A 23,036-nucleotide genomic window follows, 5' to 3' on the forward strand; every position below is an offset into this window, starting at 1 on the left:
CTTGTCTCCAATAAGCCTCATGGACCGCGTGCAACACGGTTGCCATGGATTATTGGAAACGGATGTAAGGTGCCGTTGTACGAACGGATCGAAGATGTAAAAAGTCGTAAGTTTTTTGTACGTCAGCTCTGGATCAACCGTTCCAGCGTGTCGCGGGCCTGGCCGAGCTGGTTTGCCAATGGCTCGGCGAGGGCGTTCAGCGCCTGCCCGTCATGCTGGCGGGCTGCATCCTCCATTCGTCGCAACAGCGCAGCCAGGCCAGAAAAACCCAGGGAGTCGCAACTGCCGGCGAGGCGATGGGCCAGGTGCAGCACTTCGGTAAAGTCCTGGGCCGTCAGCGCCTCGGCCAACGCCGTGGCGTGCTGCTCCAGGGACTGGCGCAACACGTTCAACAGGCCCTGCAGCTTCTGTGCGCCCAGCAGCGAGCGGTGAGTGGCCAGCAGCGACCAGTCCATGTTCGCGTCATTACCGGCCTCTTCGGTCGGCGTTGCGTCGGCCAGCGCCTGGCGCAGGTTGGCCAGCCGCAGTGGCTTGGCCAATACACCTTGCATGCCGGCCTCCAGGTAAACTGGCACTTGCCCCGGTTGAACGCCCGCCGTCAGTGCCACGATCCGGCTGTGTTGGTTAGGCCCAGGGGTGGCGCGAAGCTGCCGGCACAGCTCCACCCCGCTCATGCCGGGCAGGTGAACGTCGAGCAGGATCAGGTCGAAGCGCTGCTGTGTGCACACCTGCAGGGCCTGCCCGGCATCTTCGGCAAAGCTCACCCGGTGGCCATCACGCACCAGCAAGCCGCCGGCCACGTCCCGGTTCAGCGCGACGTCCTCGACCACCAGGATATCCAGGCTGGCGCTGGCCCCCTGGGCGGCGTCAAGGGGCGAAACCGGCTGCCCAAGGGCGATGTCGAGTTCGAACCAGAAGCAACTGCCCTGCCCTTGCACACTGTCCAGGCCAATACAGCCTCCCAGCTTTTCCACCAGGTGTTTGCAGATCGCCAGGCCCAGACCCGTGCCGCCGTAGCGCCGGGCCACGGCCTCGCTGGCCTGGACAAAGCGGTCGAAGATTTTCGCCTGTACGGCCGGCTCGATGCCGATGCCGTTGTCACTGACCGACAGCCGCAGGCGCTGCGCGGTCGCATCACTGGCCAGCACCTGCACCTTGAGCCGCACCTGGCCGTGCTCGGTGAATTTGATGGCATTGGCCAACAGGTTGCTGAGCACCTGACGCAGGTACTGTTCGGCGCCGTGCTGGTAGACGGCCAATTGCTCATCAACCTCCAGGTGCAGCGTGTCGCCGTTGTCCACGGCCATGGGTTCGAGCAGCGCCAGCACCTCCTGGCACAATTGGCGCAGCGAAAAGCCGACCCGTTCGGCGCGGCTCTCACCTTCTTCTAGCCGGGCGAAATACAGCACTTCGTTGAGAATCGCCAACAGCCCCTCGCCGGCCTTGTACAGGGCCTCCACGCGCTGGCGATCGGCTGCTTCCAGCCGGCCACCGCGTAGCAGCTCGGCCATGCCCAGAATGCCGTTGAGCGGGGTGCGCAGCTCGTGGCTCATGGTCGCCAGGAAGCGCGACTTGGCCAGGTTGGCGGCCTCAGCGTCATCCTTGGCCCGGGCCAGGCTGGCTGTACGTCGTTCGACCATGGCCTGCAGTTCGTCGCGCTTGTCTTGCAACGCCAGGCGGTCGCGCTCGCGGCGCTCGATGTCGCTGAGGATGGCGCGGCGCATGTCGTCCAGGGCATGGGCCACGGTGTCAATTTCATCCGGCCGCGCCGAGCGGCGGCGCCCCAGCCGCAGCGGCTCCTGCCACTGCCCGGCGCCAATACGCCGGGCGAACTCGGCCATCACTTGCAGGTGGCGGGTAACCAGGCGATAGAACAGGCCCGACAGCGCTACCGCCAGGCCACACAGGAACACGCCCATCCACAGCAGGCTGGCAAGGCCCGTGGCGTACAGCCGACGGTGCACCGCACCCAGGTCGATACTGACCTCCAGCTCGCCCAGGTGCCTGGCCGGCCCGGTGGGGGGCTGATAGTCCAGGGGGAAGCGCTCGATGCGCAGCGGCCCTCTGGGTTCAGCCTCCCCACGTAGCAGTTGAAAATCGTCGCTGACCAGGCGCACCCGGGCCACGTCGGAAAAATCCACCAGGCCGCGCAGTTGTGTGTCCAGCTGCGCCTCGTCCAGGTCCCACAGGCTGCGTTCCAGGCTGGCCAGGTAGCCGGCGCGGATCAACGCCATGCGGGCCTCGATGTCGCGCATTTCGCGGCGGTATTCGAAGTACAGCTGCACGCCACTGGCCAGCACGGTGAAGCACAGGCTGAACAGCAGGATGAACCGCAACAGACGGCGCAGCAGGCCATCGGTGTGCAGGCGTATCATCGGGCATCTGCCGGCAGGTTGATCATGTCGCGGTAGGTGACTTCGCTCTGCTCCAGCCAGCGCGCGATTTCGCCAGCCTGGTTCATGCGCCGCAGCTGCGCGTCGATTTCGTCCATGTGCTGGCTGAGGGGTGATTGCCTGGACACGGCAACGCGCAGGTAGTCCACGCTCAGTGCCCGGGGCAATACGCGGATGTCCTGCGCCCCGGGCAGGTGCTCGATAAACAGCTGGCCAGTGCGCCGCTCCTGGATGACGTAGTCGATGCGCCCGCGCATCAGCTTGCCAAAGTTCTGCTGGCTGGAAGACACCCGTTCGATGTTCTGGTGCCGGGCGACGAAGCGGTCGAATTCGGCGCCGTAGCTTTCGCCGTACAACAGGCCGCCACGGTAGCCGGCCAGGTCTTCCAGGCGCTGGAAACTGACCGGCCGCAGGCGGTTGTAGAATACCGCGACTTCTTCGCGTACCACCGGCTCCGTGGAAAAGCGCATGCGCTGGTCCCGCTGATCGCTGTTGTAGGCCAGTACCACGTCCACACGCCCGGCGGCGGCGTCCATCAGGCAACGCTTCCAGTTGCCCAGCACCACGGTCTGCACTGGGTAGCCCATGCGGGCGAACAGTTCGCGCACCACGGTTGGCGCCAGGCCACGCACCTGGTGGCCGTCGCTCCAGGACATCGGCGGGTACACCGGGTAATCGCAGTAGCGCACCGTCTGTGCTGCGCCGGCCGGCACGGCGAGCAACGCCAGCACCATCCCCCAGGCACGGCGGGCGCGGTGGATCATGCGGCCACGCTGGCAGTGAACAGGTAGCCGGTACCGTGAATGGTGATGATCAGTTGCGGCTCGGCCGGGTCATCGTGCAGCTTGCGCCGCAGGCGGCCGACCAGCACATCGATGGAGCGGTCGTTGGGCACCCACTCGCGGTTGCGAATCTGGTCCATCAACTGGTCGCGGCTCAGGGTATGGCCGCTGTTACGCAGGAACACGCTGAGCAACTGGAACTCACCGTGGGTGAGCAGGGTTTGCCCCCCGCGTGGATCGATCAGGCGACGGCGGTCGGTGTCCAGCGCCCAGTCGGCAAACTGCTTCAGCGACTGCGCGCAGGCCGGTGCCGGTTGCGCTTCGCGGGCATGGCGCACGCGGCGGATCAGGTTTTTGGCGCGCGATACCAGCTCACGGGGGTTGAGCGGTTTGATCACGTAGTCATCAGCACCACATTCCAGCCCGACAATGCGGTCGATGTCGTCGTTACGGCCGGTAATGAGGATGATGCCCACCTCCGAGCGCACGCGCAGTTCGCGGGTCAGGGTGAGGCCGTCCTTGCCAGGCAGGCGGATATCCAGCAACACCAGGTCGACGTCCTGGCTGCCGAGCCAGGCTTCGGCCTTTTCCGCCGTATCGGCGCAGTGCACGTCATAGCCTTCCTGGGACAGATAGGCCTGCAGCAAGTCACGAATAAGCGGATCGTCATCGACGATCAATACCCGAGGCGTCATTGCGTGTTGTCTCTTTTTTATTGGTGTTGTTCTACACACTCGCGCCAGCAGCGTACTCGTTACTGAACGGACGATCAACAGCCCTCGGGCAGGCTGAAGCGCCGCCGGCCGCCGGCCTGCAGGCCATCGACCCAGGCTTCGCAGATAATCACGCCTTGCTCGGGGGTGAAGGTGCCGGGGTTAAGCCCTGACTCCAGCCACAGGCCATCGAGCAGGGCACTGAGGCTGATGGCCGCGAGATCGGCATCGAAGCCCTGCCAGCCCTCCTGCGTGGCCAGCTCGGCCAGCAACCGGCTCAGTTCCTTGCGGTACTCGCCATAGGAATGGTCATGCACCTGGTTGATCGCGTCGGCTGTCTTCACCGCGCCCCAGAAGGCCAGCCAGGCGTCGAGCAGTTGCGGGTCGAGCAACTCTGCACAGAACGAGGCGCGGAAAAACGCCGACAACCGCTCGCGGGCATTGGGCGCAGCCTGCGCCATGGCGTCACGCAGCAGCCCCATCACCCGGCCGGTGACGGCCAGGTAGGCTTCGGCCACCAGTTCATCCTTGCCGGCGTAGTGGTGGCTGATCAGCCCCACCGAGACACCGGCCTCGGCCGAGATCTTGCGGATCGAAGCCCCCTGGAAACCATGGCGCTTGAGGCACACCAAGGTCGCTTCGACCAGGTTGGCCTTGCGTAATTCCGGCAGCATACGGTGGTAGCGGGCTTCCTGGCTCATCGGCAGTTCTCGGTTCCAGTGCGGGGCTGAACGACTGTACAACAAGCCGGACTGCGTGATAAACCCTTGGCACTCCCGCCCACAACAACAAAAACGGCTGCCATGAACGACCTGATCACACGCGAGCTGGACCAAGGCCTGCTGACCCTGGCCTTCAACCGCCCCGACAAGCTAAATGCCCTGAACACCGCCATGTACCAGCAACTGGGCGACTTGTTGCTGGCGGCGGGTGAAGACCCTGCTGTGGATGTCATCATCCTCACCGGAGGGCCGCACTGTTTCACGGCTGGCAACGACCTGCGCGACTTTCTCGACAACCCGCCCACTGACCTGGACAGCCCGGTGTTCCGCCTGATGCGGGTGGTCATGGGCCTGGACAAGCCGCTGATCGCGGCAGTCAGTGGCGCAGCAATCGGCATCGGCGCCACCTTGCTGTTGCATTGCGACCAGGTGCTGGTCAGCCGCTCGACCAAGTTGCGCATGCCTTTCGCACCGTTGGGGGTGTGCCCAGAGTTTGGCTCCAGCCTGCTACTGCCCCGCTTGCTTGGCCAGGCCCGCGCCGCCGGCCTGCTGCTGGGTAACGCGTTGCTGGATGGCGAACAGGCAGTGGCCTGGGGGCTGGCCAATGAGCTGCATGAAGATGGCGAACAGTGCCTGGCCGCAGCGCGCAAGCTGGCGCGGCAGCTGCAAAGTTACCCGCAGGCGGCATTGCGCATCAGCAAGCGGCTGATCAAGGACAGCCAGCGGGCGGAGCTGGAGGCCACGGTGGCGCGTGAAAGCCAGTTGTTCATCGAGTGCTTGCGCAGCGACGAAGCACGCGCCGTGTTACGGCGGCTGATCAAAGACTGAAACGATGACGCGTCCCTTGTGGGAGCGGCCTTGCGTCGCGAAAGGGGTGCGCAGCGCCCCCGGGATTTGCGCCTCGCCGCAGAATTGCCGGGGCCGCTGTGCGGCCCTTTCGCGACGCAAGGCCGCTCCCACAGGGTGGGTGCATGATCGCGGGAATGTGTTGCACTAGTAGCCTGTCATCTCCAGATACCCGCGCCCACCCGCACTCCCGCTCAACCGCACCGGTCCTTCCCAGTAAGGGAACCGCGTATCCATCCAGGCCCGTGGTTCCACCGCCTCGACCTGCACATCCACCCCCTGCGCCGGCACCTGCACCCGCCAGTGCGTCGGTACCTGCTTGCCATTCTTCTGCTCGGCCCAGGCCAAGGCCTGCAACTGAACCTGCGCGCCCAGCAGCGCGACCACTTCACCGTGCGGGCCAACCCACGTGCCGGCGCGGTAGGCATCGCCCTCAGCCTGACGCACCTGGAACACCATCAGCCTGGCACCATTGTCCAGGTGCAGGGAAAACCAGTCCCACCCCGTTTGCCCGGCCGCCAGCGGCTGGCTGCTCCACTCCCGGTCGAGCCAGGCCTGGCCGGTGACCGCGATGCACATGCCTTCACGTTCCACTTCCCCGCGCACCCGGTAAAACGGCTGGCTGTAATAGTACGAGGCCTGCCCTTTGCCGGATTTCTCGCTGTAACCCTGATCGCCATGCAGCACCAGGGGCCGATCACTGCGCAAACGCAAGTCGTAGCGAAAGCCTTCGCCACCGGCAACCATGTGCAGGCTTTCGATACCCCCCCTGCCCTGCAATGACCAATCATTGATCCACGCCCGGAACGGCTGGGCCTGCACACCAGCCTGGCCGATACCGCCACGCGCCAGGGTTTCGCCAGACTGGTGACCACCCGGCCCGGTCAGGGCCGCGTGCCCCATCCACAGGTTGGGGCTGTTCCAGTCGGTGGTTTCAGGGCCGGGGCGCAGGGCCGAGCGGAACAGGGTCCACTGGGCGCCCCAGTCACGCCCCTGGGCGTCCTTGAGGTTGGCGGTGACGTACCACCATTCGATGCGAAAGCCATCGTGTGCGCCATGGTCACGCGGGAATTCCAGGCGATGCGCGCGGGCCACCTGGCTGAAACCGTCCGCCTGCTGCCCCAGCCCGGCATAGCTTTGTGGCGCCGGCGGGTCACAAGCGCATAGCAGGCCGCATAGCAACAGCAAGGTGTTACGCTTCATCGGCAAACGGCCTCAACAATTCGCGGGGATGGCGGCGCGCCAGTTGCCACAGCGGCCAGGCGCTGGCCAACAGGCTGGTGAACAAACCCAGCGCGGCCAGTTGCAGCAACTGCACGGGGAAAACATAAAGCGGCAGGCGCCAGCCGAACGCCTGCACGTTGACCACCGCCACCAGGCCCCAGGCCAGCAACACCCCCAACGGGATTGCCAGCATTACCGTGAAACTGCTCAGCATCAGGGTCTGCCCCAAGCTCAGCCACACCAGTTGCCTGCGCTGCACACCCAGTGCCCACAGGGGGGCCAGCTGGCTCAGCCGCGTCTGGCCCAACGTCAGCAAGTTGATGAACAGCGCCACGCCGGCCACGCCAAGCGTGAGGCTGTTGAGCGCGGCGGTGGCGGCGAAGGTGCGGTTGAACACTTCGGTGGACCAGCGTTTCAGGCTTGCCTGCTCCACCACGCGGCTGTCGTCCAAGGCGAAGTGCTGCTGCAACGCTGCCTTGATGACGGGCAATTGTTCAGCGGGCAGATCAACGCTCAACCCGGTCAGCGTTGCCTGCGGCCATTGCCTGCGCAACCAGCTGGCATTGACCAGTACGTGCCCCTTGGGGTTACCGTAATCGGCATAGATCCCCACCACCGTCATGGCCTCTGAAGGCAGCGCCAGGCGATCGCCCAGTTGCAGCTTCAGGCGCCTGGCCAGCTGTTCGCTGAGCATTACCGCATGCCCGCCGGCCAACGTTTCCCAGGCGTGAGGCTGCTGCTGCAGCAACGGCCAACGCTTGAGGTAGACCGGGTGATCGACGATGCCCTGAAGCTGCACTGGCCAGCCCTGCAACTGCGTTTCTACACGCCAGCCGGGCAGCACCACACTGGCTGCCGATTGCTGCCCTAGCCATTGCGCAATTTCCAGACCTTGGGCGGTATCCCGAGGGCTGACGTACAGGTCGGCAGACAGGCGCAGGTCCAGCCAGCCGACAAAAGTCTTGCGAAAGCCTTCGGTCATGCTGCCCACGCCGACACTGGCAGCCAACGCGAGCAACAGTGCCATCAGCGCCAAACTCAGTGCCGGCAGTTGCTGGCGGCTATCGGCGACGAACCATTGCGCCAAAGGTCGCCGGCAATACGGCGTCAGCAAGGCCAGAGCCCGGTCGAGCAAGGCCGGCAACAACAGCGCCGCCGCCAGCAACAACCCAGCCAGCATGGCAAACGCGCTGGCCAGGCGGTTACCCAGCAGGCCGCAGCCCAAGGCCAGCAGCAACAGAACGCACGCTATGCAAGCCTGGCGCCTCAACCATGGCCCCTGCGCCAGCCGCCAGGCCTGAGGCTGCGCCAACGCCAGTAATGGCAACCGGGCAGCACGCAACACGCTGCCCAGCCCTGCCAGCAATGCCCCCAGCACGCTCACAAGCACCCCCACCAGCCACCACCACGCGGGCAGGCTCAGGGAACCGGCAACCTGGGCGCCGTACAGGCCGCGCAAACTGGCTGCCACATCGGGCAATAACCACGCCGCCAGCACATACCCGCTGGCCACGCCGGCCAGCCCGCCCAGGACGGCGAACAGTCCCAGCTCCAGCATCAAGGCGCACAGCAGGGTGTTCAAGCTGACGCCACAGGCGCGCAGATTGCGGATCAATCCACGCCGCTGTTCTAGCGCCAGACCGATTGCGGCATGGGCGATAAACAGGCCTACGACGAACGCCAGCAGGCCGAGAGCAGTCAGGTTGAGGTGAAAGCTCTCAGTCAGCCGCTGCAACCCGCCGTCGTCCTGTTGCGGTTGCAGTTCGAGGTAAACCGCAATATCAGCAGGCAGCGGCCCTGGCTTGCCGGCCACCAGCAATCGCGACAACTGCCCAGGCGCGTGCAGCAACCGCTGGGCATGGCCGATATCGACCACGATCACGCCGGGCGCCAATGCAGGCTGCAGGACCATGGGTGGCAACAGTTGCCCTTCGCTGTCGCGCACCGCTGCCCCACGCTCTGCGCCCAGTTGCCGCAAGGTCTCTGGCCCGGCCCACGCTTGCCCGGGCGTGCCGATGAACGCCTGCACATCGAATGCTTGCGGCTGGACACCGGCAATGCTGCTGGCTGGCGGCAGGCTCAAAGGGTCGATGCCCAGCAGGCGCACGCTGCGCGCGGGCTCCCCAGGCAAACGCAAGCGCCCTTCCAGCACGGGCATTACGGGCCAACCCTGCTTGCGCAATTGCACGTAAAGCCCTTGGTCGAAGCGCTCACCGTTGCGCGGCACTAGCTGCGCCTGCAGCGGCCCGGCCAGCACGGCACTGGCCCGGGCGTAATCGCTGCGTGCCTGGCTGTTCAGCGCCTGCACGCCCGTCCACAGCGCCGTGGCCAGCCACAGCCCGGTGAAGATGCTGAAAAACTGCACACGATGGCGCCGCCAATGGCTGAACAACGCCAACAGGGCCAGCGACAAAAGCCTCATCATCCCAACTCTGGCTGAACGCGGCCGGCCTGCAGCTGGCAACGCCGCTGCAAGCGTGCCGCCAGCCGGGGGCTGTGGGTCACCATCAACACACCGCTGCCGGCCTCTGCGACCAGTTCCAGCAACAGGCTCAGCACCTCATCGCTGCTGGCTTCGTCAAGGCTGCCGGTGGGTTCGTCAGCCAAAAGCCAGGCCGGGCGCCCAGCCAGCGCGCGGCCGATGGCGACCCGTTGCTGCTGGCCACCGGACAACTGCTCTGGGTAGCGCGCCAGCAAACCTGCCAAGCCCAACTGCTCTGCCAGGTAAGCCACCCATTGTGGGTCATGCCTGCCCGCCAGCCTGGCCTGAAAGGCCAGGTTCGCCGCCACGTCCAGGCTGCTGATCAGGTTGTATTGCTGGAACACCAGCCCAATCCCCTGCCGTCTCCACTGCGCCAGCGACGCCTCCGAACGGCCGTCGAGCGGGACGTCATCGATCAGGATACGGCCGCTGTCGGCACGGTCCAGGCCGGCAATCAGGTGCAGCAACGTGCTCTTGCCGCTGCCCGACTCGCCCATCAGCGCCAGGCTGCTGCCGCGTGCCAGGCGCAGGTCCACACCCTGCAGAACAGGGAGCGGGCCTTGGGGGGTGAGGAATGATTTGTGGAGCTGTTCGATGGCGAGCATCGACGGGCCTTGGTGATTTGGGGGTCCTTTCAGGAATAGCAGGTTCGGGGAGTTTCAGCCGAACACGTGTCTGAATTTTTCAGGGCGAATAACCGGTTGTCTTGGTAATTGGCGCATAAATCAACAGCTCAAAATAGCTAGCGACGCCACGCTTATCGGTGCAACCAACAGTCAAAATGAACAATCACCAACAAGCAAAAACGAGACTTCCTAAAGATTATTCCTGGCTTTATAAACATTAACTTCTTGAAATTAAATCAATGGCCTGGAGCAAAAACTGTCGTCATTGTTTTGACGGGCGCCCAACAGTACAACTATTTCCAACTGCTTGAGTTGTTGTACCCCTTTGCAGGGTGATGACCTTGAGCAGCGTCCGCCCTCTCGTGAGACACGTCGCCACAGCCTGTTTTTCCCTGTCGCCGACGTGCTGCGTGCCGATAGAGCGGGAAGTCGCTACCGTAACCTTCCAACATAAGGCTGCCACCAAACCCATCAGCACATCCACTTCAACACCCCATGTTGTATTGAATGAGCCTCAATTTTTTCACACCTATTATATTTGCGAGCACTCTATTCATAAGCCGCTTGATGGCCCTGCCAAGGGCGTGCATTGCAACTAAGCGCAACGAGACCTATCACGTAGAAATCATCTGATCTTAAGCAGATCCTTTAGCTTACAAGATATCGAATAATGCTTAGATCACTTGTGTCATCTACATAACTCGCAACCAAATGACACGGGGGTCGCCCGTGTTAGCGGGCAAGCCTGCTCCTCCAGAGGGTGCGTCAGCCCTTGGCTCTTGGCCAAGGCACACGCCCACCTGCCTTCAAGACCTGCCGCTGAAACCGCCCCATCTGCTACCGAGAGCGCCCTAAGGGACTGGCATTAATGGATCCACTGATCGTTCGATAACCGCACATGACCAGCGAAATATACGCATAAGGTGTTGACCTGCTTCTCATGCCAGAGCTCTAATGGATCCATTAAATAAAAACAAAACCCTGGAGAGCCTTCCATGTACCCCAAAAACACCTGGTACGTCGCCTGCACCCCCGACGAGATAGCCACCAAGCCCCTGGGTCGACAGATCTGCGGCGAAAAGATCGTGTTCTACCGCGCCAAGGAGAACCAAGTGGCCGCTGTCGAGGACTTCTGCCCCCACCGCGGCGCGCCGTTGTCGCTGGGCTATGTCGAGGACGGCAACCTGGTGTGCGGCTACCACGGCCTGGTCATGGGCTGCGACGGCAAGACTGTGTCGATGCCGGGCCAGCGGGTGCGTGGCTTCCCTTGCAACAAGACCTTTGCGGCCGTCGAGCGCTACGGCTTTATCTGGGTCTGGCCCGGCGACCAGGCGCAGGCCGACCCGGCGCTGATCCCGCATCTGGAATGGGCGGTGAATGATGAGTGGGCTTACGGCGGCGGGCTGTTCCACATCGGTTGCGACTACCGGCTGATGATCGACAATCTGATGGACCTCACCCACGAAACCTATGTGCATGCCTCCAGCATCGGCCAGAAGGAAATCGACGAGGCCCCGCCAGTCACCACCGTCACAGGAGACGAGGTGGTCACCGCCCGGCATATGGAAAACATCATGGCCCCGCCCTTCTGGCGCATGGCCCTGCGTGGCAACGGCCTGGCCGACGATGTGCCGGTGGATCGCTGGCAGATCTGCCGCTTCACCCCGCCCAGCCATGTGCTGATCGAAGTGGGCGTAGCCCATGCCGGCAAGGGTGGCTACCACGCCGAAGCGCAGCACAAGGCGTCGAGCATCGTGGTCGATTTCATCACCCCGGAAACCGATACCTCAATCTGGTACTTCTGGGGCATGGCGCGCAACTTCGCCGCGCACGACCAGACCCTGACCGACAACATTCGTGAGGGCCAGGGCAAGATTTTCAGCGAAGACCTGGAGATGCTCGAGCGCCAGCAACAGAACCTGCTGGCCCACCCCGAGCGCAACCTGCTGAAGCTGAACATCGATGCTGGCGGCGTGCAGTCGCGCAAGGTGCTGGAGCGGATTATCGCCAAAGAACGTGCGCCGCAGCCGCAACTGATCGCCACCAGCGCCACCCCTGCCTGAGGAAGCCGACATGATCGATGCCGTAGTGGTATCCCGTAACGATGAAGCGCAGGGTATCTGCAGTTTCGAGTTGGCGGCGGCGGATGGCAGCCTGCTGCCGGCGTTCAGCGCCGGCGCGCATATCGACGTGCATTTGCCTGATGGGCTCGTGCGCCAGTATTCGCTGTGCAACCACCCCGAAGAACGCCACCGTTATCTGATTGGCGTCCTCAACGACCCGGCTTCGCGGGGCGGCTCACGCAGCTTGCATGAGCAGGTGCAGGCCGGCGCCCGGCTGCGCATCAGCGCGCCGCGCAACCTGTTCCCGCTGGCCGAGGGTGCGCGGCGCAGCCTTTTGTTTGCCGGTGGCATCGGCATTACCCCGATCCTGTGCATGGCTGAGCAGTTGTCCCACAGCGGCCACCCGTTCGAGCTGCACTACTGCGCCCGCTCCAGCGAGCGTGCGGCCTTTGTCGAGCGCATTCGCAACGCGCCATTCGCTGATCGCCTGGTCGTGCACTTTGACGAGCAACCGGAAACCGCACTGGATATCGCTCAGGTGCTGGGCAACCCGCAAGACGATGTGCACCTGTATGTATGCGGGCCCGGCGGGTTCATGCAGCATGTGCTGGCCAGCGCCAAGGGGCTGGGCTGGCAGGAGGCCAACCTGCACCGCGAGTACTTTGCCGCAGCGCCCGTGGATGCCAGCAACGACGGTAGTTTTTCGGTGCAGGTGAGCAGCACGGGGCAAGTGTTCGAGGTGCCAGCCGACCAGACCGTGGTGCAGGTGCTGGAACAGCACGGTATCGAGATCGCCATGTCATGCGAGCAGGGTATTTGCGGCACCTGCCTGACGCGGGTGCTGCAAGGCACGCCGGACCATCGCGACATGTTCCTCACCGAAGAGGAGCAGGCGCTGAACGATCAGTTCACGCCCTGCTGCTCGCGCTCGAAGTCGCCGCTGCTGGTGCTGGATATCTGAACCAGTTTTACGACAAGGGCAGGATGACTTTCATGCTCGCGTCCGCCGTTGCGCCGCCAAAGGTCTCGGCGTAGCGCAAAGTGGCATTGGCGTGCTCGCGCATGATCGCTTCGGCGCGGGCACCCTGACGGTTGGTCAGGGCGTCGAACACCGCGTGGTGCTGCATATGGGCGAAGTTGAAGCGCCGGTACTCGCGGGCCAGGTCATGGCGGTCCACGGCCAGTGCGGTGACCGAGGCGAACGGCAGGTGGTCGTTGCGTGCCAGGGCATCGGCGATGGCCGGGTTGTGGCTGGCTTCGATGATCACCTGGTGAAAGCGCATGTTCAGGTCGTGATAGGCCTGCAGGTCCTCTTCGGTGACGAAGCCCTTGTCGAACAACTGATCGCCCTCGACCAGGCACTGTTGCAGCGCCGCGCGCGCTTGCGCCGACAAGCCACGCTCTGCAGCCTGGCGAGCGGCCAACCCCTCCAGCACGCCGCGGACCTCCACCGCACCTGCGATGTCATCGGCGCTGACCGAGCGCACCTGAAAACCCCGGCCGCCAAAACGCACCAGCAGGCCTTCCTGCTCGAGGGTACGAAACGCCATGCGCACCGGCATGCGGGAGACGCCGAACAGTTCGGCAGTGGGGACTTCCATCAAGCGCTCGCCGGCCGCCAGCTCGCCCGAGGCGATCATCTTGCGCAGCGCAACCAGCACCATTTGACCGGGTTTGCTCATCCAGGCTACTTCCAGGGACATGAGCGGGCATCTTAGCGCAAGCCGAGGGGATGCTGCAGGCCTGTTCGGAGCGCACCACACAAAGCTCGAGACAGGTGTGTGCGTGTGGGTTCACCCGCGAAGCAGGCAACGCGGTACCTGGCACCGGCTTTGCCGGTGTTCGCGGGACAAGCCCGCTCCCACAGATACCGCGCTAGATTCCGGATATTGAGCAACACAATGGCCCCCACAGTTTTCGCGCCAGCTTTCAGGTGTGGTGCAAGACAGTTGCCCCCACAGGTACTGCATAAGCCTGAACCCTGCGCGATACAAGGAGCGTGCTCACTGGGCATATTGCCGCTTACAGCGTCAGCGGGTAGCTGACGATCAGTCGCGTCTGGTCGAAATCGCTGTTGAAGCTGCGCCGGTTGGTAGCGTTGTTCAGACGGATATTGAGGTTCTTCAGCGCTCCGCTCTGGAACGTGTAGTTCACCTCGGTATCACGCTCCCACTCCTTGCCATTGCTGCCCGCCGCCGTGGTGGCATTTTCGCCATGCCCGTAACGCACCATGGCCAACAGTCCCGGCACACCCAGCGCGGCAAAGTTGTAGTCGTAGCGCACTTGCCACGAGCGCTCGTCGGCGTTACTGAAGTTGCCGTTGAACATGTCGTTACCCAAGGTGCGGCCGCTGCTGCCGTACACCGACATCCACTGGCTGTCGCCACTGACTTTCTGCAACCCCAGGTACAGCGTGTGGCCACTGTGCGAAGCTGACAGCAGAGCGTAACCAGTGCGGCTCTTGATATCGCCAATGCGCGCCTGGCCGTCATCCCGGTCGATGAAGTAACCCAGGTTGGCCCCCAGCGTCCACTCGCCCACTCGCTGGCTATGCAGCAGGTTGAAGTAGCTTTGCTGGTAGATATCCTCCAGCTGCGAATGCCAGGCGCCAATCAGCGTACGCTGCTGGTTGAAGCGGTATTCTGTGCCGGCGTAGTTGAAGCCGTCCGAGGTAACCCCGGGGGCGGCCCAGGCAGAAAGGTCCTGCATATCGGACGAGTTGCGCAGGCTGACCTCGCGGTACTGGCCGGCTTGCAGGCTCAGGCCTTCGATTTCCCGCGAGTCGAGCATGGCGCCACGGAAGGTCTGCGGCAGCAGGCGGCCATCGTCGTAGCGCAGCAGCGGAATATCCGGCAGCAACTCACCCACCTTCAGCTCGGTCGATGAAATACGCAGCTTGGCCGCCAGCCCGGCGCGGCCATACTCGTCGGCCGCACGCCCGTCATCGTGCACTGGCAGCAGTTCGGAGCCGCTGGTACCGCGGCCACTGTCCAGCTTCATGCCGAACATTGCGATGCCGTCCAGGCCAACACCGATCAGCCCCGGGGTGTAGCCAGAGCTGAACTTGAAGATGAAGCCCTGGGCCCATTCTTCGACGTTGCTCTTGGCCGCTCCTGGGTCGCGGAAATCGCGGTTGAAGTAGTAGTTGCGCAGTGTCAGCCCGGCCTTGGCATCTTCAAAAAAGCCCCCCTCCTCGGCCCAAGCCGGCATACCCAGGCCAAGCGCCAGCGAAACCACCGAGGCCGAACGGGCCAGGGTGCAGGTTGTGTGCATCATTATTATTGTTCTCCGCTTTCAATAGGCGCAGCCGAACGCCCCAGGCCAACTTGGCCCAGGGCAGCACGCTGCATTCAGGTACCCGGCCAGGCCGGGTTGCGCTCAGTGGCTCAGTGCATCTGCCGGCTGCGCAGGCGCCGGCTTGGTCATTGGGCGCAGCAACAGCAGGCAACCCGCGGCAAGCACGAATACGCTGGCAAACACCCCGTACAGGTGCAGTGGCTGCCAGCCGCCATCGAGCAACACGCCGGCCACGGTCGGCGACAAGATGGCGCCCATGCGGCCGATGCCGATGCCCCAACCCACGCCGGTAGCGCGCACAGAGGCGTCATAGACCACCGGCGACAGGGCATACAGGCCGGCTACGCAGCCATTGGAGAACAGCCCGATCAGCAGCCCCAAGGCCAAGGCTGCACTGACCGACGCGCCATTGACCACAAATAGCACCAGCAACGCCGCCGTGATCAGCATGAACAGCGCCAGCACGCGGGTGAGTGGCCAGCGCGACGCCAGGCCACCGATCAGCGCCGCGCCGAGGATGCCGCCGACACTCAACAGCACCCCGCCGGTGATGCCCTGCTGTGCCGACAGGCCGGCGGCGACCAGCAGTTTCGGCGTCCAGCTCATGACGAAGTAGAACCCGAACATGACCAGGAAGAACAGTAACCAGATCACCAGCGTGGTGCGGCGCATGGACGGCGCCAGCAGTTGCCGGAAGCCGCGGGCGGCGCCCGGCTCCCTTGCTACGGGTGTTGGCAGGTGTGCCAGCGCCGGCTGGCCAAGGCGCATGGCCAGGCGGTTGACCCGTGCCAGCGCATTGGCCGGTCGACGCGCCAGCAGAAAATCCAGCGACTCCGGCAGCCACAACAGCACCAGCGGGATTACCAGCACGGTGACAATGCCGCCAAACAAAAACACCGAGCGCCAACCCCAATGCCCCAGCAGCCATACCGCCAGCAAACCGCCCAGCGTCGCGCCCAGGGCGTAGCCGGTTGACTGCAGGCTCACCGCCAGGCCGCGCCAGCGTTTGCTGGCGTACTCACTGGCAATCACATTGCTGCTGGCCAGGATGCCGCCAATGCCCAGCCCGGTCAGGCCACGCAGCAGCGCCAGTTGCAACGGGCTCTGGCTCATTGCCGAGAGCAACATGCCAATACCGGAAAGCGCCAGGCACAGCAGGATCAGCGGGCGGCGGCCAAAGCGGTCGGCCCAAGGCGCGATGAACAACGAACCGGCCGCCATGCCGAACAGGCCGGCACTGAGCAGCAGCCCCACCTGCGCCCCGTTAAGACCCCATTCGGCGGACACCGAGGCAGCGGTGAAGGCCATCACCAGGACGTCGAAGCCATCGATCATGTTGAGGAGGATACAAATACCGATGGCCAGGTACTGAAAGCGGCCCATCGGGTCGTTGTCCAGCCGTTGCTTGAGATCGGCATTCATAGGGTCACCTGCCGGCCTGGGTTGGCCACAAGTGAGAGGACAGATGTGCAGACGCAGGCGAAGCGGTAGGAACCATGACGGTTCCGTGGCCGTGAGAAGCCATTCATGACTTGGACCCTTTTTGTAATTGTTATCGCATACGGCAGGAGGGCTCCTGCCGCTGTCAGGCGCTCAATCAACCAGATAATGGATCCACAAACAATGAGCATGGCTTAGTCCCCCCAGTTAAACCGTTCATGAAAAAGATAAAATCATCAAACAAAATTGTGTTTATCTATATTAATCAGGCATTTACAGATTTAATGCTGGATAAAAATTTTGTTCGTTTATCGAACGCTACAATTTTGTGGATCCATAAAAGAAGCCCAAATCCATGCCTGAGCGCTCAAGAGGCAGCAGCGATGAACAAATCTTCATGTTCCCCGCCAGCGCCCTGATTCCGGGGTGGGCAGACATTAACCGCCCACCGTCAGTCGCCACTCGCCTTGAGGGCGCGGTGGGTGTTGCGTAGCATCCCCGGCCCGATCGCGCGCCCGTACAGCCACCGCGATACCTGCAGACAAGAGCTACTGATGCCACAACCCATCCCCCTCAAGGACCACGAAAAGGAAAAGCACCTGGTCAATCGCCGGCTCCTGGCCTGCGCCATCCTGGTCTTCAGCCTGGTCGCCGTGCTGGTGGGGCGGCTGTATGTCTTGCAGGTGCTGCAGCACGACCAGCAGACCGCCGTGTCGGAAAACAACCGTGTGCACGTGCTGCCCATCGCCCCCGAACGCGGGCTGATCTACGACCGCAACGGCGTGGTGCTGGCCGACAACAAACCCAGCTTCGACCTGACCATGACCCGCGAGCGGGCCGGCGGCGACTCGGCCAAGGTGCTCGACACCCTCACCCAGGTGCTAGGCCTGACCGAAGACGACCGCAAGCAGTTCGACAAAGACCTGCGCCGTGGCCGCAAGCCGTTCGAACCGGTAACCCTGATGGTAGGCCTGAGCGAAGAGCAGATCGCCCTGGTGGCGGTGAACCAGTTCCGCCTGCCGGGCCTGGAAGTAGAGCCACAGTTCATCCGCGAATACCCCTTGGCCGAACATTTCGCCCACTCGGTGGGTTATGTGGGGCGCATCAACGAGAAAGAGGCCAAGGTTCTCGACAGCACCGAGTACCGTGGCACCCAGTCAATCGGCAAGACCGGTATCGAACACTTCTACGAAAGCCAGCTGCACGGGCATGTGGGCTACGAGGAGGTCGAGACCAACGCCCAGGGCCGGGTGATGCGCGTGCTCAACCACAAGGCCCCGACCCCGGGACAAGACATCGTCCTGACCCTGGACGCCCACTTGCAGGTGGCCGCAGAAAAGGCCTTGGGCGACCGCCGTGGCTCGGTGGTGGTACTGGACCCGGCCAATGGCGACGTGCTGGCAATGGTCAGCAACCCCAGCTTCGACCCCAACCTGTTCGTCAAGGGCATCAGCTTCAAGCAGTACGCCGAACTGCGCGATTCCATCGACCGACCGCTGTTCAACCGTGTGCTGCGCGGCCTGTATGCCCCAGGCTCGACGGTGAAACCGGAAGTGGCCATCGCCGGCCTCGACAGCGGCGTGATCACCCCAGGCAGCCGGGTGTTCGACCCGGGCTATTACGAGCTGCCCAACTATGACCACAAGTACCGCAACTGGAACCGCAGCGGCGACGGCTGGGTGGACATGTACACCGCCATCATGCGGTCCAACGACACCTATTTCTACGACCTGGCGCACAAGCTGGGCATCGACCGCCTGCATGACTACATGGCCGAATTCGGCCTGGGCCAGAAGGTGTCGCTGGACATGTTCGAAGAGGCCTCCGGGCTGATGCCGTCGGCCCAGTGGAAGCGTGCCAGCCGGCGCCAGGCCTGGTTCCCGGGCGAAACGCTGATTCTTGGCATTGGTCAAGGTTACATGCAGGTCACCCCGCTGCAGCTGGCCCAGGCCACCAGCCTGCTGGCGAGCAAGGGCGTGTGGCATCGCCCGCACCTGGCCATGACCGTGGGTGGCGATGCGCCGGTGGACCCCAACCCGATGCCCAACATCGTGCTGCACGACAAGCATGCCTGGGACCAGGTCAGCCAGGGCATGCAGATGGTCATGCACGACCCGCGCGGTATTGCCCGCGCCGCTGCGGCGGGCGCGCAATACCGGATCGCCGGCAAGAGTGGTACCGCGCAGGTGGTGGCGATCAAGCAGGGTGAGCGTTACAACCGCAACAAGACCCTGGAGCGCCACCGCGACAACGCCCTGTTTGTCGGCTTTGCACCGGCCGACCACCCGAGTGTGGTGGTGGCGGTGATGATCGAGAACGGTGAGGCTGGGGGCCGGGTGGCGGGGCCGGTGGTGCGCGAGGTGATGGATGCTTACCTGCTGGATGAGCAAGGGCACCTGAAGCCTGAGTATGCGGGCGGTGCAAGTGGCCGTAACGTGCCACACATCTGAGAATTCGGGGCTGCTTCGCGCCCAATGGCTGCGGTGCGGTGCTGGGCTCGGGGAACCTGCCTGGGAGGAAATCGGCCATGGGCCTACTAGCCTCTTCGCGGGCACGCCCGCGCCCACAAGTACTGCACAGATCCTGAGGCCTGTGAGATTCCTGTGGGAGCGGGCGTGCCCGCGAAGAGGCCAGCAAGACAAACACTCAACCCCAGGGCAAATCCTCTTGTCATTGTGATTGGATCATTCGCCCAGGTAGGCCTTCTTCACCTGGTCGTCATGCAACAAGGTCTTGGCACAGCCTTCCAGGCTGATACGGCCGCCATCGATCACGTAGGCGCGCTGACAGGTCTGCAGCGCCAGGCGGGCGTTCTGCTCCACCAGCAGTAGCGTTACCCCGCCCTTGACCACTTCGACGATGGTTTCGAAAATCTTCTGCACGATGATCGGCGCCAACCCCATGGAGGGCTCGTCCAGCAACAATAGCTTGGGCCGCCCCATCAGTGCCCGTGAAATGGCCAGCATCTGCTGCTCGCCACCCGACATGGTGCCGGCCAGCTGAAAGGCACGTTCTTTCAAACGCGGAAAGATACCGTACATGCGTTCGATGTCAGCACCGATGGCGTCCTTGCCGTCGCGCCGACTGAAGGCCCCCATCTCGAGGTTTTCGTGCACCGTCAGCTTGGGGAAAATGCCCCGCCCTTCCGGCACCAGCGCCAGCCCCTCGCGGATCAGGTCATGGCCCTTGATCGCCGCGTGCGCCTTGCCATCGAAGGTGATGCTGCCGGCGCTGGGCTTCAGCAAGCCGGCCAAGGTTTTCAGGGTGGTGGTCTTGCCGGCGCCATTGGCGCCGATCAGCGCCACCATCTCACCCTCGCCCACCGTCAGGTCGATGCCCTTGATGGCCTGGATAGCCCCGTAGCTGACCTTCAGGTCACTCACTTGCAGGATGTTTTTCATGCCACTGCCTCTGCACCCAGGTAGGCCTCGATCACGCGTGGATCCTTGCGCACGTCGGCCGGCAGGCCGTCGGCGATCTTGCGGCCGAATTCCAGTACGGTGATGTGGTCGCAAAGGCCCATCACCAGCTTCACGTCGTGCTCGATCAACAACACTGTCTTGCCATCCGCCTTCATCTTGCACATCAGCTGGCGCAAGCCTTCGGTTTCCGAAGCGTTCATCCCCGCCGCCGGTTCGTCGAGCGCAATCAGCTTTGGCTCGGTGGCCAGCGCCCGAGCGATTTCCAGGCGGCGCTGGTCGCCGTAGGACAGGCTCTTGGCCAGTTCACCGGCCAAGTGGCCGATGCCGACGTAGTTCAGCCAGTAACGCGCGGCCTGGCGGATTTCCCGCTCTTCACGCACACAGGCCGGGGTACGCAGAATTGCGCCGAACACACCACTGCGGGTGCGTACGTGGCGGCCGATCATCACGTTTTCCAGGGCGGTCATGTTGTGGAACAGGCGGATGTTCTGGAAGGTGCGGGAGATGCCTGCCTCCACCACCTTGTGCGGTTTGCTGATGCGCAGTGGCTTGCCGTCGAACATCACCCTGCCCTGCTCGGCCCGATACAGCCCAGTGAGCACGTTGAACAGCGTGGTCTTGCCGGCGCCATTGGGGCCCAGCAGGCCGCGGATCTCGCCGCGACGGATGCTCAGGTCAATGCCATGCAGGGCCTGCAGGCCACCGAAGAACTTGCTCACCTGATGCAGCTCGAGAAGGAAATCGCTCATGCCTTGTCCGCCTGTTTGATCGGGAGTTCGAAGGAGGCTTCGCTGGCCGGTCCATTGATTGCAGTGCTGAGCACCGCAGGCGCCGGCTCGGCTTCAGGGTCGTCATCGTGCAGTTCGGCACGGCGGCGACTGGACGGCCAGAGTCCTTCGGGGCGAAAACGCATCACCAGGATCAGCGCCAGGCCGAATACCAGCATGCGCAGGGTTGAGGCATCCAGCACGTTGCGCAGGATATCGCGACTGATGAAGGTGACGTTGTCCATCACCCACGGCTGGACCCAGTTGACCAGGTCGCGGAACAGTTCGGGCATCACCGACAGGATCAGCGCCCCCAGCACCACGCCCCGGATCGAGCCCATGCCGCCGAGCACCACCATGGCCAGGACCATGATCGACTCCATCAGGGTGAACGATTCGGGGCTGACGAAACCCTGGTAGCTGGAGAACAGCACACCGGACACCCCGCCAAAGGTCGCCCCCATGGCAAAGGCCAGCAGCTTGAGGTTGCGCTTGTTCAGGCCCATGGCCTCGGCCGCCACTTCGTCTTCGCGCAGGGCCATCCAGGCGCGGCCGATACGCGACACTTCCAGGCGCTTGGACAGCACGATGCAGAGGATGACGACGAACAGGAAGAACAGGTAGTAGCTGATCACCGGCGACACGGGCAGGCCGAACAGGCTCCAGCTTTGCTGCAGCGACAGCACCGGCGTTGCCCCGGCACCTGGCGCGTGCGCCCATGCCCCGAAGTCGACGTGCAGCGGGGCAATGTTGCTGATGCCCTGGGGACCGTTGGTGAGGTTCACCGGCTGGTCCAGGTTGTTCATGAAGATGCGAATGATCTCGCCGAAGCCCAGGGTGACGATGGCCAGGTAATCGCCGCGCAACTTGAGTACCGGCGCACCGATCAGCACCCCGCAAATGGCCGCAGCCACGGCAGCCAACGGGATGATCACCCACACCGGCCAGTCCAGCACAGCCTCAAGCAGGCCGGCCATTTGCAGGTGGGGCGAAGCCAGCAGTGCATACAGGTAGGCACCAATGGCGTAGAAGCCGATGTAGCCCATGTCGAGCAGGCCGGCATAACCGATGACAATGTTCAGTCCCAACGCCAGCAGCACGTAGAGCATGGCAAAGCCAAGAATGCGCACCCAGGTAGCGCCCAGCATGGGAATGGCCTCGACCAGGAACGGCAAGGCGATGAAGCCGAGAATCAACAACAGGTACTGGGTCTTGAGGTTTTTCATGACTGCCTCCTCACGCCCGGTCAGCCTGGCGTTCGCCAAGCAGCCCATTGGGCCGGAACAGCAACACCAGGATCAGCACCGCAAAGGCGAAGATGTCCTGGTAGTTGGCCCCCAGGAAGCCGCCCGTCAACTGCCCGGTGTAGCCTGCCGCCAGCGATTCGATCAGCCCCAGCAACAGGCCACCGGCCATGGCCCCGAACAGGTTGCCGATACCACCAAGCACCGCTGCGGAGAATGCTTTCAGGCCCAGCAGCAGGCCCATGTAGGCATCGGCCTGGCCGTAGTTGATGGCGCGCATTACCCCGGCGATGGCACCCAGGCTGGCGCCAATCAGGAAGGTGGCGCTGATCACCCGATTGATGTTGATGCCCATCAGCCCGGCCACTTCCTGATTCTGCGCGGTGGCGCGCATGGCTTTGCCCAGGCGAGTCTTGTCCACCAATAGCCACAAGCCAAGCATGATCACCACGGCAACCAGCATGATCGAGAGCTGCACGTTGGTGACAGTGGCGCCGAACACGTCCACGGGCCGCGTCTCTACCACTTCAGGGAAGGTCTTGTAGCCGCGCCCCCAGATCATCATCGCCAGGTTCTGCAAGGCGATGGAGATGCCGATGGCAAGGATCAGCGGGGTCAGCCGCGGGGCTTTGCGCAAGGGCCGATAGGCGTACTTTTCCATGCCCTGGGCCAGCAGCATGCACACCACCGCAGCAGCCATGATTGCCAGCAGCAACGTGATGACGCCAGGGGCAAAGCCGGCGCCAGCGAGCATTGTCAGTACCGAAATGGTGACCATGGCGCCGATCATCACCACCTCGCCGTGGGCGAAGTTGATCAGGCCGATGATGCCGTAGACCATGGTGTAGCCCAAGGCTACCAGGGCATAGATGCTGCCCAGCACCAGGCCGTTAAGGACCTGTTGCAACAAGATATCGAAATTACCGTCCACGCGCTGAATCCTCGAAACTGCGTTGTCGTCGGCGCGCGGCGGCTCAGCGCCACACGCCGACTGGCCTGGCAGGTGGGAAAAGTC

Annotated in this window: 18 protein-coding genes; 4 read left to right on the forward strand and 14 right to left on the reverse strand. The window is 63.5% G+C overall.

Going from position 1 to position 23,036, the window contains the following annotated elements:
* Positions 1-122: 122 nt before the first annotated feature.
* The 4 genes from OZ911_RS17070 to OZ911_RS17085 all read right to left on the reverse strand — a co-directional run bounded on the left by OZ911_RS17070 (position 123) and on the right by OZ911_RS17085 (position 4,589).
* The gene (locus OZ911_RS17070; protein ID WP_023048261.1) at positions 123-2,375 is read right to left on the reverse strand and encodes a hybrid sensor histidine kinase/response regulator; all 2,253 of its coding nucleotides are present in this window, start codon (positions 2,373-2,375) and stop codon (positions 123-125) included.
* Positions 2,372-3,157, reverse strand: a complete 786-nt coding sequence (locus tag OZ911_RS17075; protein WP_016487573.1) for a substrate-binding periplasmic protein — start codon at positions 3,155-3,157, stop codon at positions 2,372-2,374. Before OZ911_RS17075 ends, OZ911_RS17070 begins: the two co-directional genes overlap by 4 nt.
* A complete protein-coding gene (locus tag OZ911_RS17080; protein ID WP_016487574.1) occupies positions 3,154-3,870 on the reverse strand; it encodes a response regulator in 717 nt (238 codons plus the stop codon). The genes OZ911_RS17075 and OZ911_RS17080 overlap by 4 nt, the downstream gene beginning before the upstream one ends.
* 74 nt (positions 3,871-3,944) lie before the next feature.
* Entirely contained in the window at positions 3,945-4,589 is a 645-nt protein-coding gene (locus tag OZ911_RS17085) for a TetR family transcriptional regulator C-terminal domain-containing protein (RefSeq protein ID WP_016487575.1), read from the reverse strand.
* A 102-nt stretch (positions 4,590-4,691) separates the two neighbouring features.
* Here OZ911_RS17085 and OZ911_RS17090 point away from each other — a divergent pair, with 102 nt between their 5' ends.
* Positions 4,692-5,438 (forward strand): enoyl-CoA hydratase-related protein, encoded by a 747-nt coding sequence (locus tag OZ911_RS17090; protein WP_023048260.1) that lies wholly within the window; start codon positions 4,692-4,694, stop codon positions 5,436-5,438.
* Between the two features lie 165 nt (positions 5,439-5,603).
* Here the strand turns inward: OZ911_RS17090 and OZ911_RS17095 are convergent, their stop codons facing one another.
* Genes OZ911_RS17095 through OZ911_RS17105 form a run of 3 tightly spaced genes read right to left on the reverse strand, consistent with a single transcriptional unit; the run spans position 5,604 to position 9,767 of the window.
* Entirely contained in the window at positions 5,604-6,659 is a 1,056-nt protein-coding gene (locus OZ911_RS17095; RefSeq protein ID WP_016487577.1) for a lipocalin-like domain-containing protein, read from the reverse strand.
* A complete protein-coding gene (locus OZ911_RS17100) occupies positions 6,649-9,102 on the reverse strand; it encodes an ABC transporter permease (protein ID WP_268968698.1) in 2,454 nt (817 codons plus the stop codon). Before OZ911_RS17100 ends, OZ911_RS17095 begins: the two co-directional genes overlap by 11 nt.
* Entirely contained in the window at positions 9,102-9,767 is a 666-nt protein-coding gene (locus tag OZ911_RS17105; RefSeq protein WP_060517345.1) for an ABC transporter ATP-binding protein, read from the reverse strand. Before OZ911_RS17105 ends, OZ911_RS17100 begins: the two co-directional genes overlap by 1 nt.
* Before the next feature lie 1,016 nt (positions 9,768-10,783).
* Between OZ911_RS17105 and OZ911_RS17110 the strand changes: the two genes are divergently transcribed.
* Together OZ911_RS17110 and OZ911_RS17115 are read left to right on the forward strand one after the other, a co-directional pair.
* Positions 10,784-11,851 carry a Rieske 2Fe-2S domain-containing protein gene (locus OZ911_RS17110; RefSeq protein ID WP_023048817.1) on the forward strand — a complete coding sequence of 356 codons (1,068 nt, stop codon included), beginning with the start codon at positions 10,784-10,786 and terminating at the stop codon, positions 11,849-11,851.
* Positions 11,852-11,861: 10 nt separating this feature from the next.
* On the forward strand, positions 11,862-12,812 hold the full coding sequence (locus OZ911_RS17115; RefSeq protein ID WP_016487582.1) for a PDR/VanB family oxidoreductase: 951 nt from the start codon (positions 11,862-11,864) through the stop codon (positions 12,810-12,812).
* A 7-nt stretch (positions 12,813-12,819) separates the two neighbouring features.
* On the opposite strand, the gene OZ911_RS17120 is transcribed toward OZ911_RS17115, so the two are convergent.
* From OZ911_RS17120 to OZ911_RS17130, 3 genes are all read right to left on the reverse strand, one after another.
* Positions 12,820-13,533, reverse strand: coding sequence for a GntR family transcriptional regulator (locus tag OZ911_RS17120; protein WP_016487583.1), 714 nt, complete (start codon positions 13,531-13,533; stop codon positions 12,820-12,822).
* A 340-nt stretch (positions 13,534-13,873) separates the two neighbouring features.
* Positions 13,874-15,127 (reverse strand): OprD family porin, encoded by a 1,254-nt coding sequence (locus tag OZ911_RS17125; protein WP_023047819.1) that lies wholly within the window; start codon positions 15,125-15,127, stop codon positions 13,874-13,876.
* Between the two features lie 102 nt (positions 15,128-15,229).
* Positions 15,230-16,570: an MFS transporter gene (locus OZ911_RS17130; RefSeq protein ID WP_070086982.1), complete on the reverse strand. Its 1,341-nt coding sequence runs from the start codon at positions 16,568-16,570 to the stop codon at positions 15,230-15,232.
* Positions 16,571-17,142: 572 nt separating this feature from the next.
* On the opposite strand from OZ911_RS17130, the gene mrdA reads away from it, so the two are divergent.
* Positions 17,143-19,038, forward strand: coding sequence for a penicillin-binding protein 2 (mrdA, locus tag OZ911_RS17135; RefSeq protein WP_023047820.1), 1,896 nt, complete (start codon positions 17,143-17,145; stop codon positions 19,036-19,038).
* 234 nt (positions 19,039-19,272) lie between these two features.
* Here the strand turns inward: mrdA and OZ911_RS17140 are convergent, their stop codons facing one another.
* Genes OZ911_RS17140 through OZ911_RS17155 form a run of 4 tightly spaced genes read right to left on the reverse strand, consistent with a single transcriptional unit; the run spans position 19,273 to position 22,952 of the window.
* Complete coding sequence (locus OZ911_RS17140) at positions 19,273-19,989, reverse strand: ABC transporter ATP-binding protein (protein ID WP_016487587.1); 717 nt, start codon at positions 19,987-19,989, stop codon at positions 19,273-19,275.
* Complete coding sequence (locus OZ911_RS17145) at positions 19,986-20,759, reverse strand: ABC transporter ATP-binding protein (RefSeq protein ID WP_016487588.1); 774 nt, start codon at positions 20,757-20,759, stop codon at positions 19,986-19,988. The genes OZ911_RS17140 and OZ911_RS17145 overlap by 4 nt, the downstream gene beginning before the upstream one ends.
* A complete protein-coding gene (locus tag OZ911_RS17150) occupies positions 20,756-22,003 on the reverse strand; it encodes an ABC transporter permease subunit (protein ID WP_023047821.1) in 1,248 nt (415 codons plus the stop codon). Before OZ911_RS17150 ends, OZ911_RS17145 begins: the two co-directional genes overlap by 4 nt.
* Before the next feature lie 10 nt (positions 22,004-22,013).
* The gene (locus OZ911_RS17155) at positions 22,014-22,952 is read right to left on the reverse strand and encodes a branched-chain amino acid ABC transporter permease (RefSeq protein ID WP_016487590.1); all 939 of its coding nucleotides are present in this window, start codon (positions 22,950-22,952) and stop codon (positions 22,014-22,016) included.
* Between the last annotated feature and the right edge of the window lie 84 nt (positions 22,953-23,036).

This window comes from Pseudomonas fortuita (assembly GCF_026898135.2).
Lineage (GTDB): Bacteria > Pseudomonadota > Gammaproteobacteria > Pseudomonadales > Pseudomonadaceae > Aquipseudomonas > Aquipseudomonas fortuita.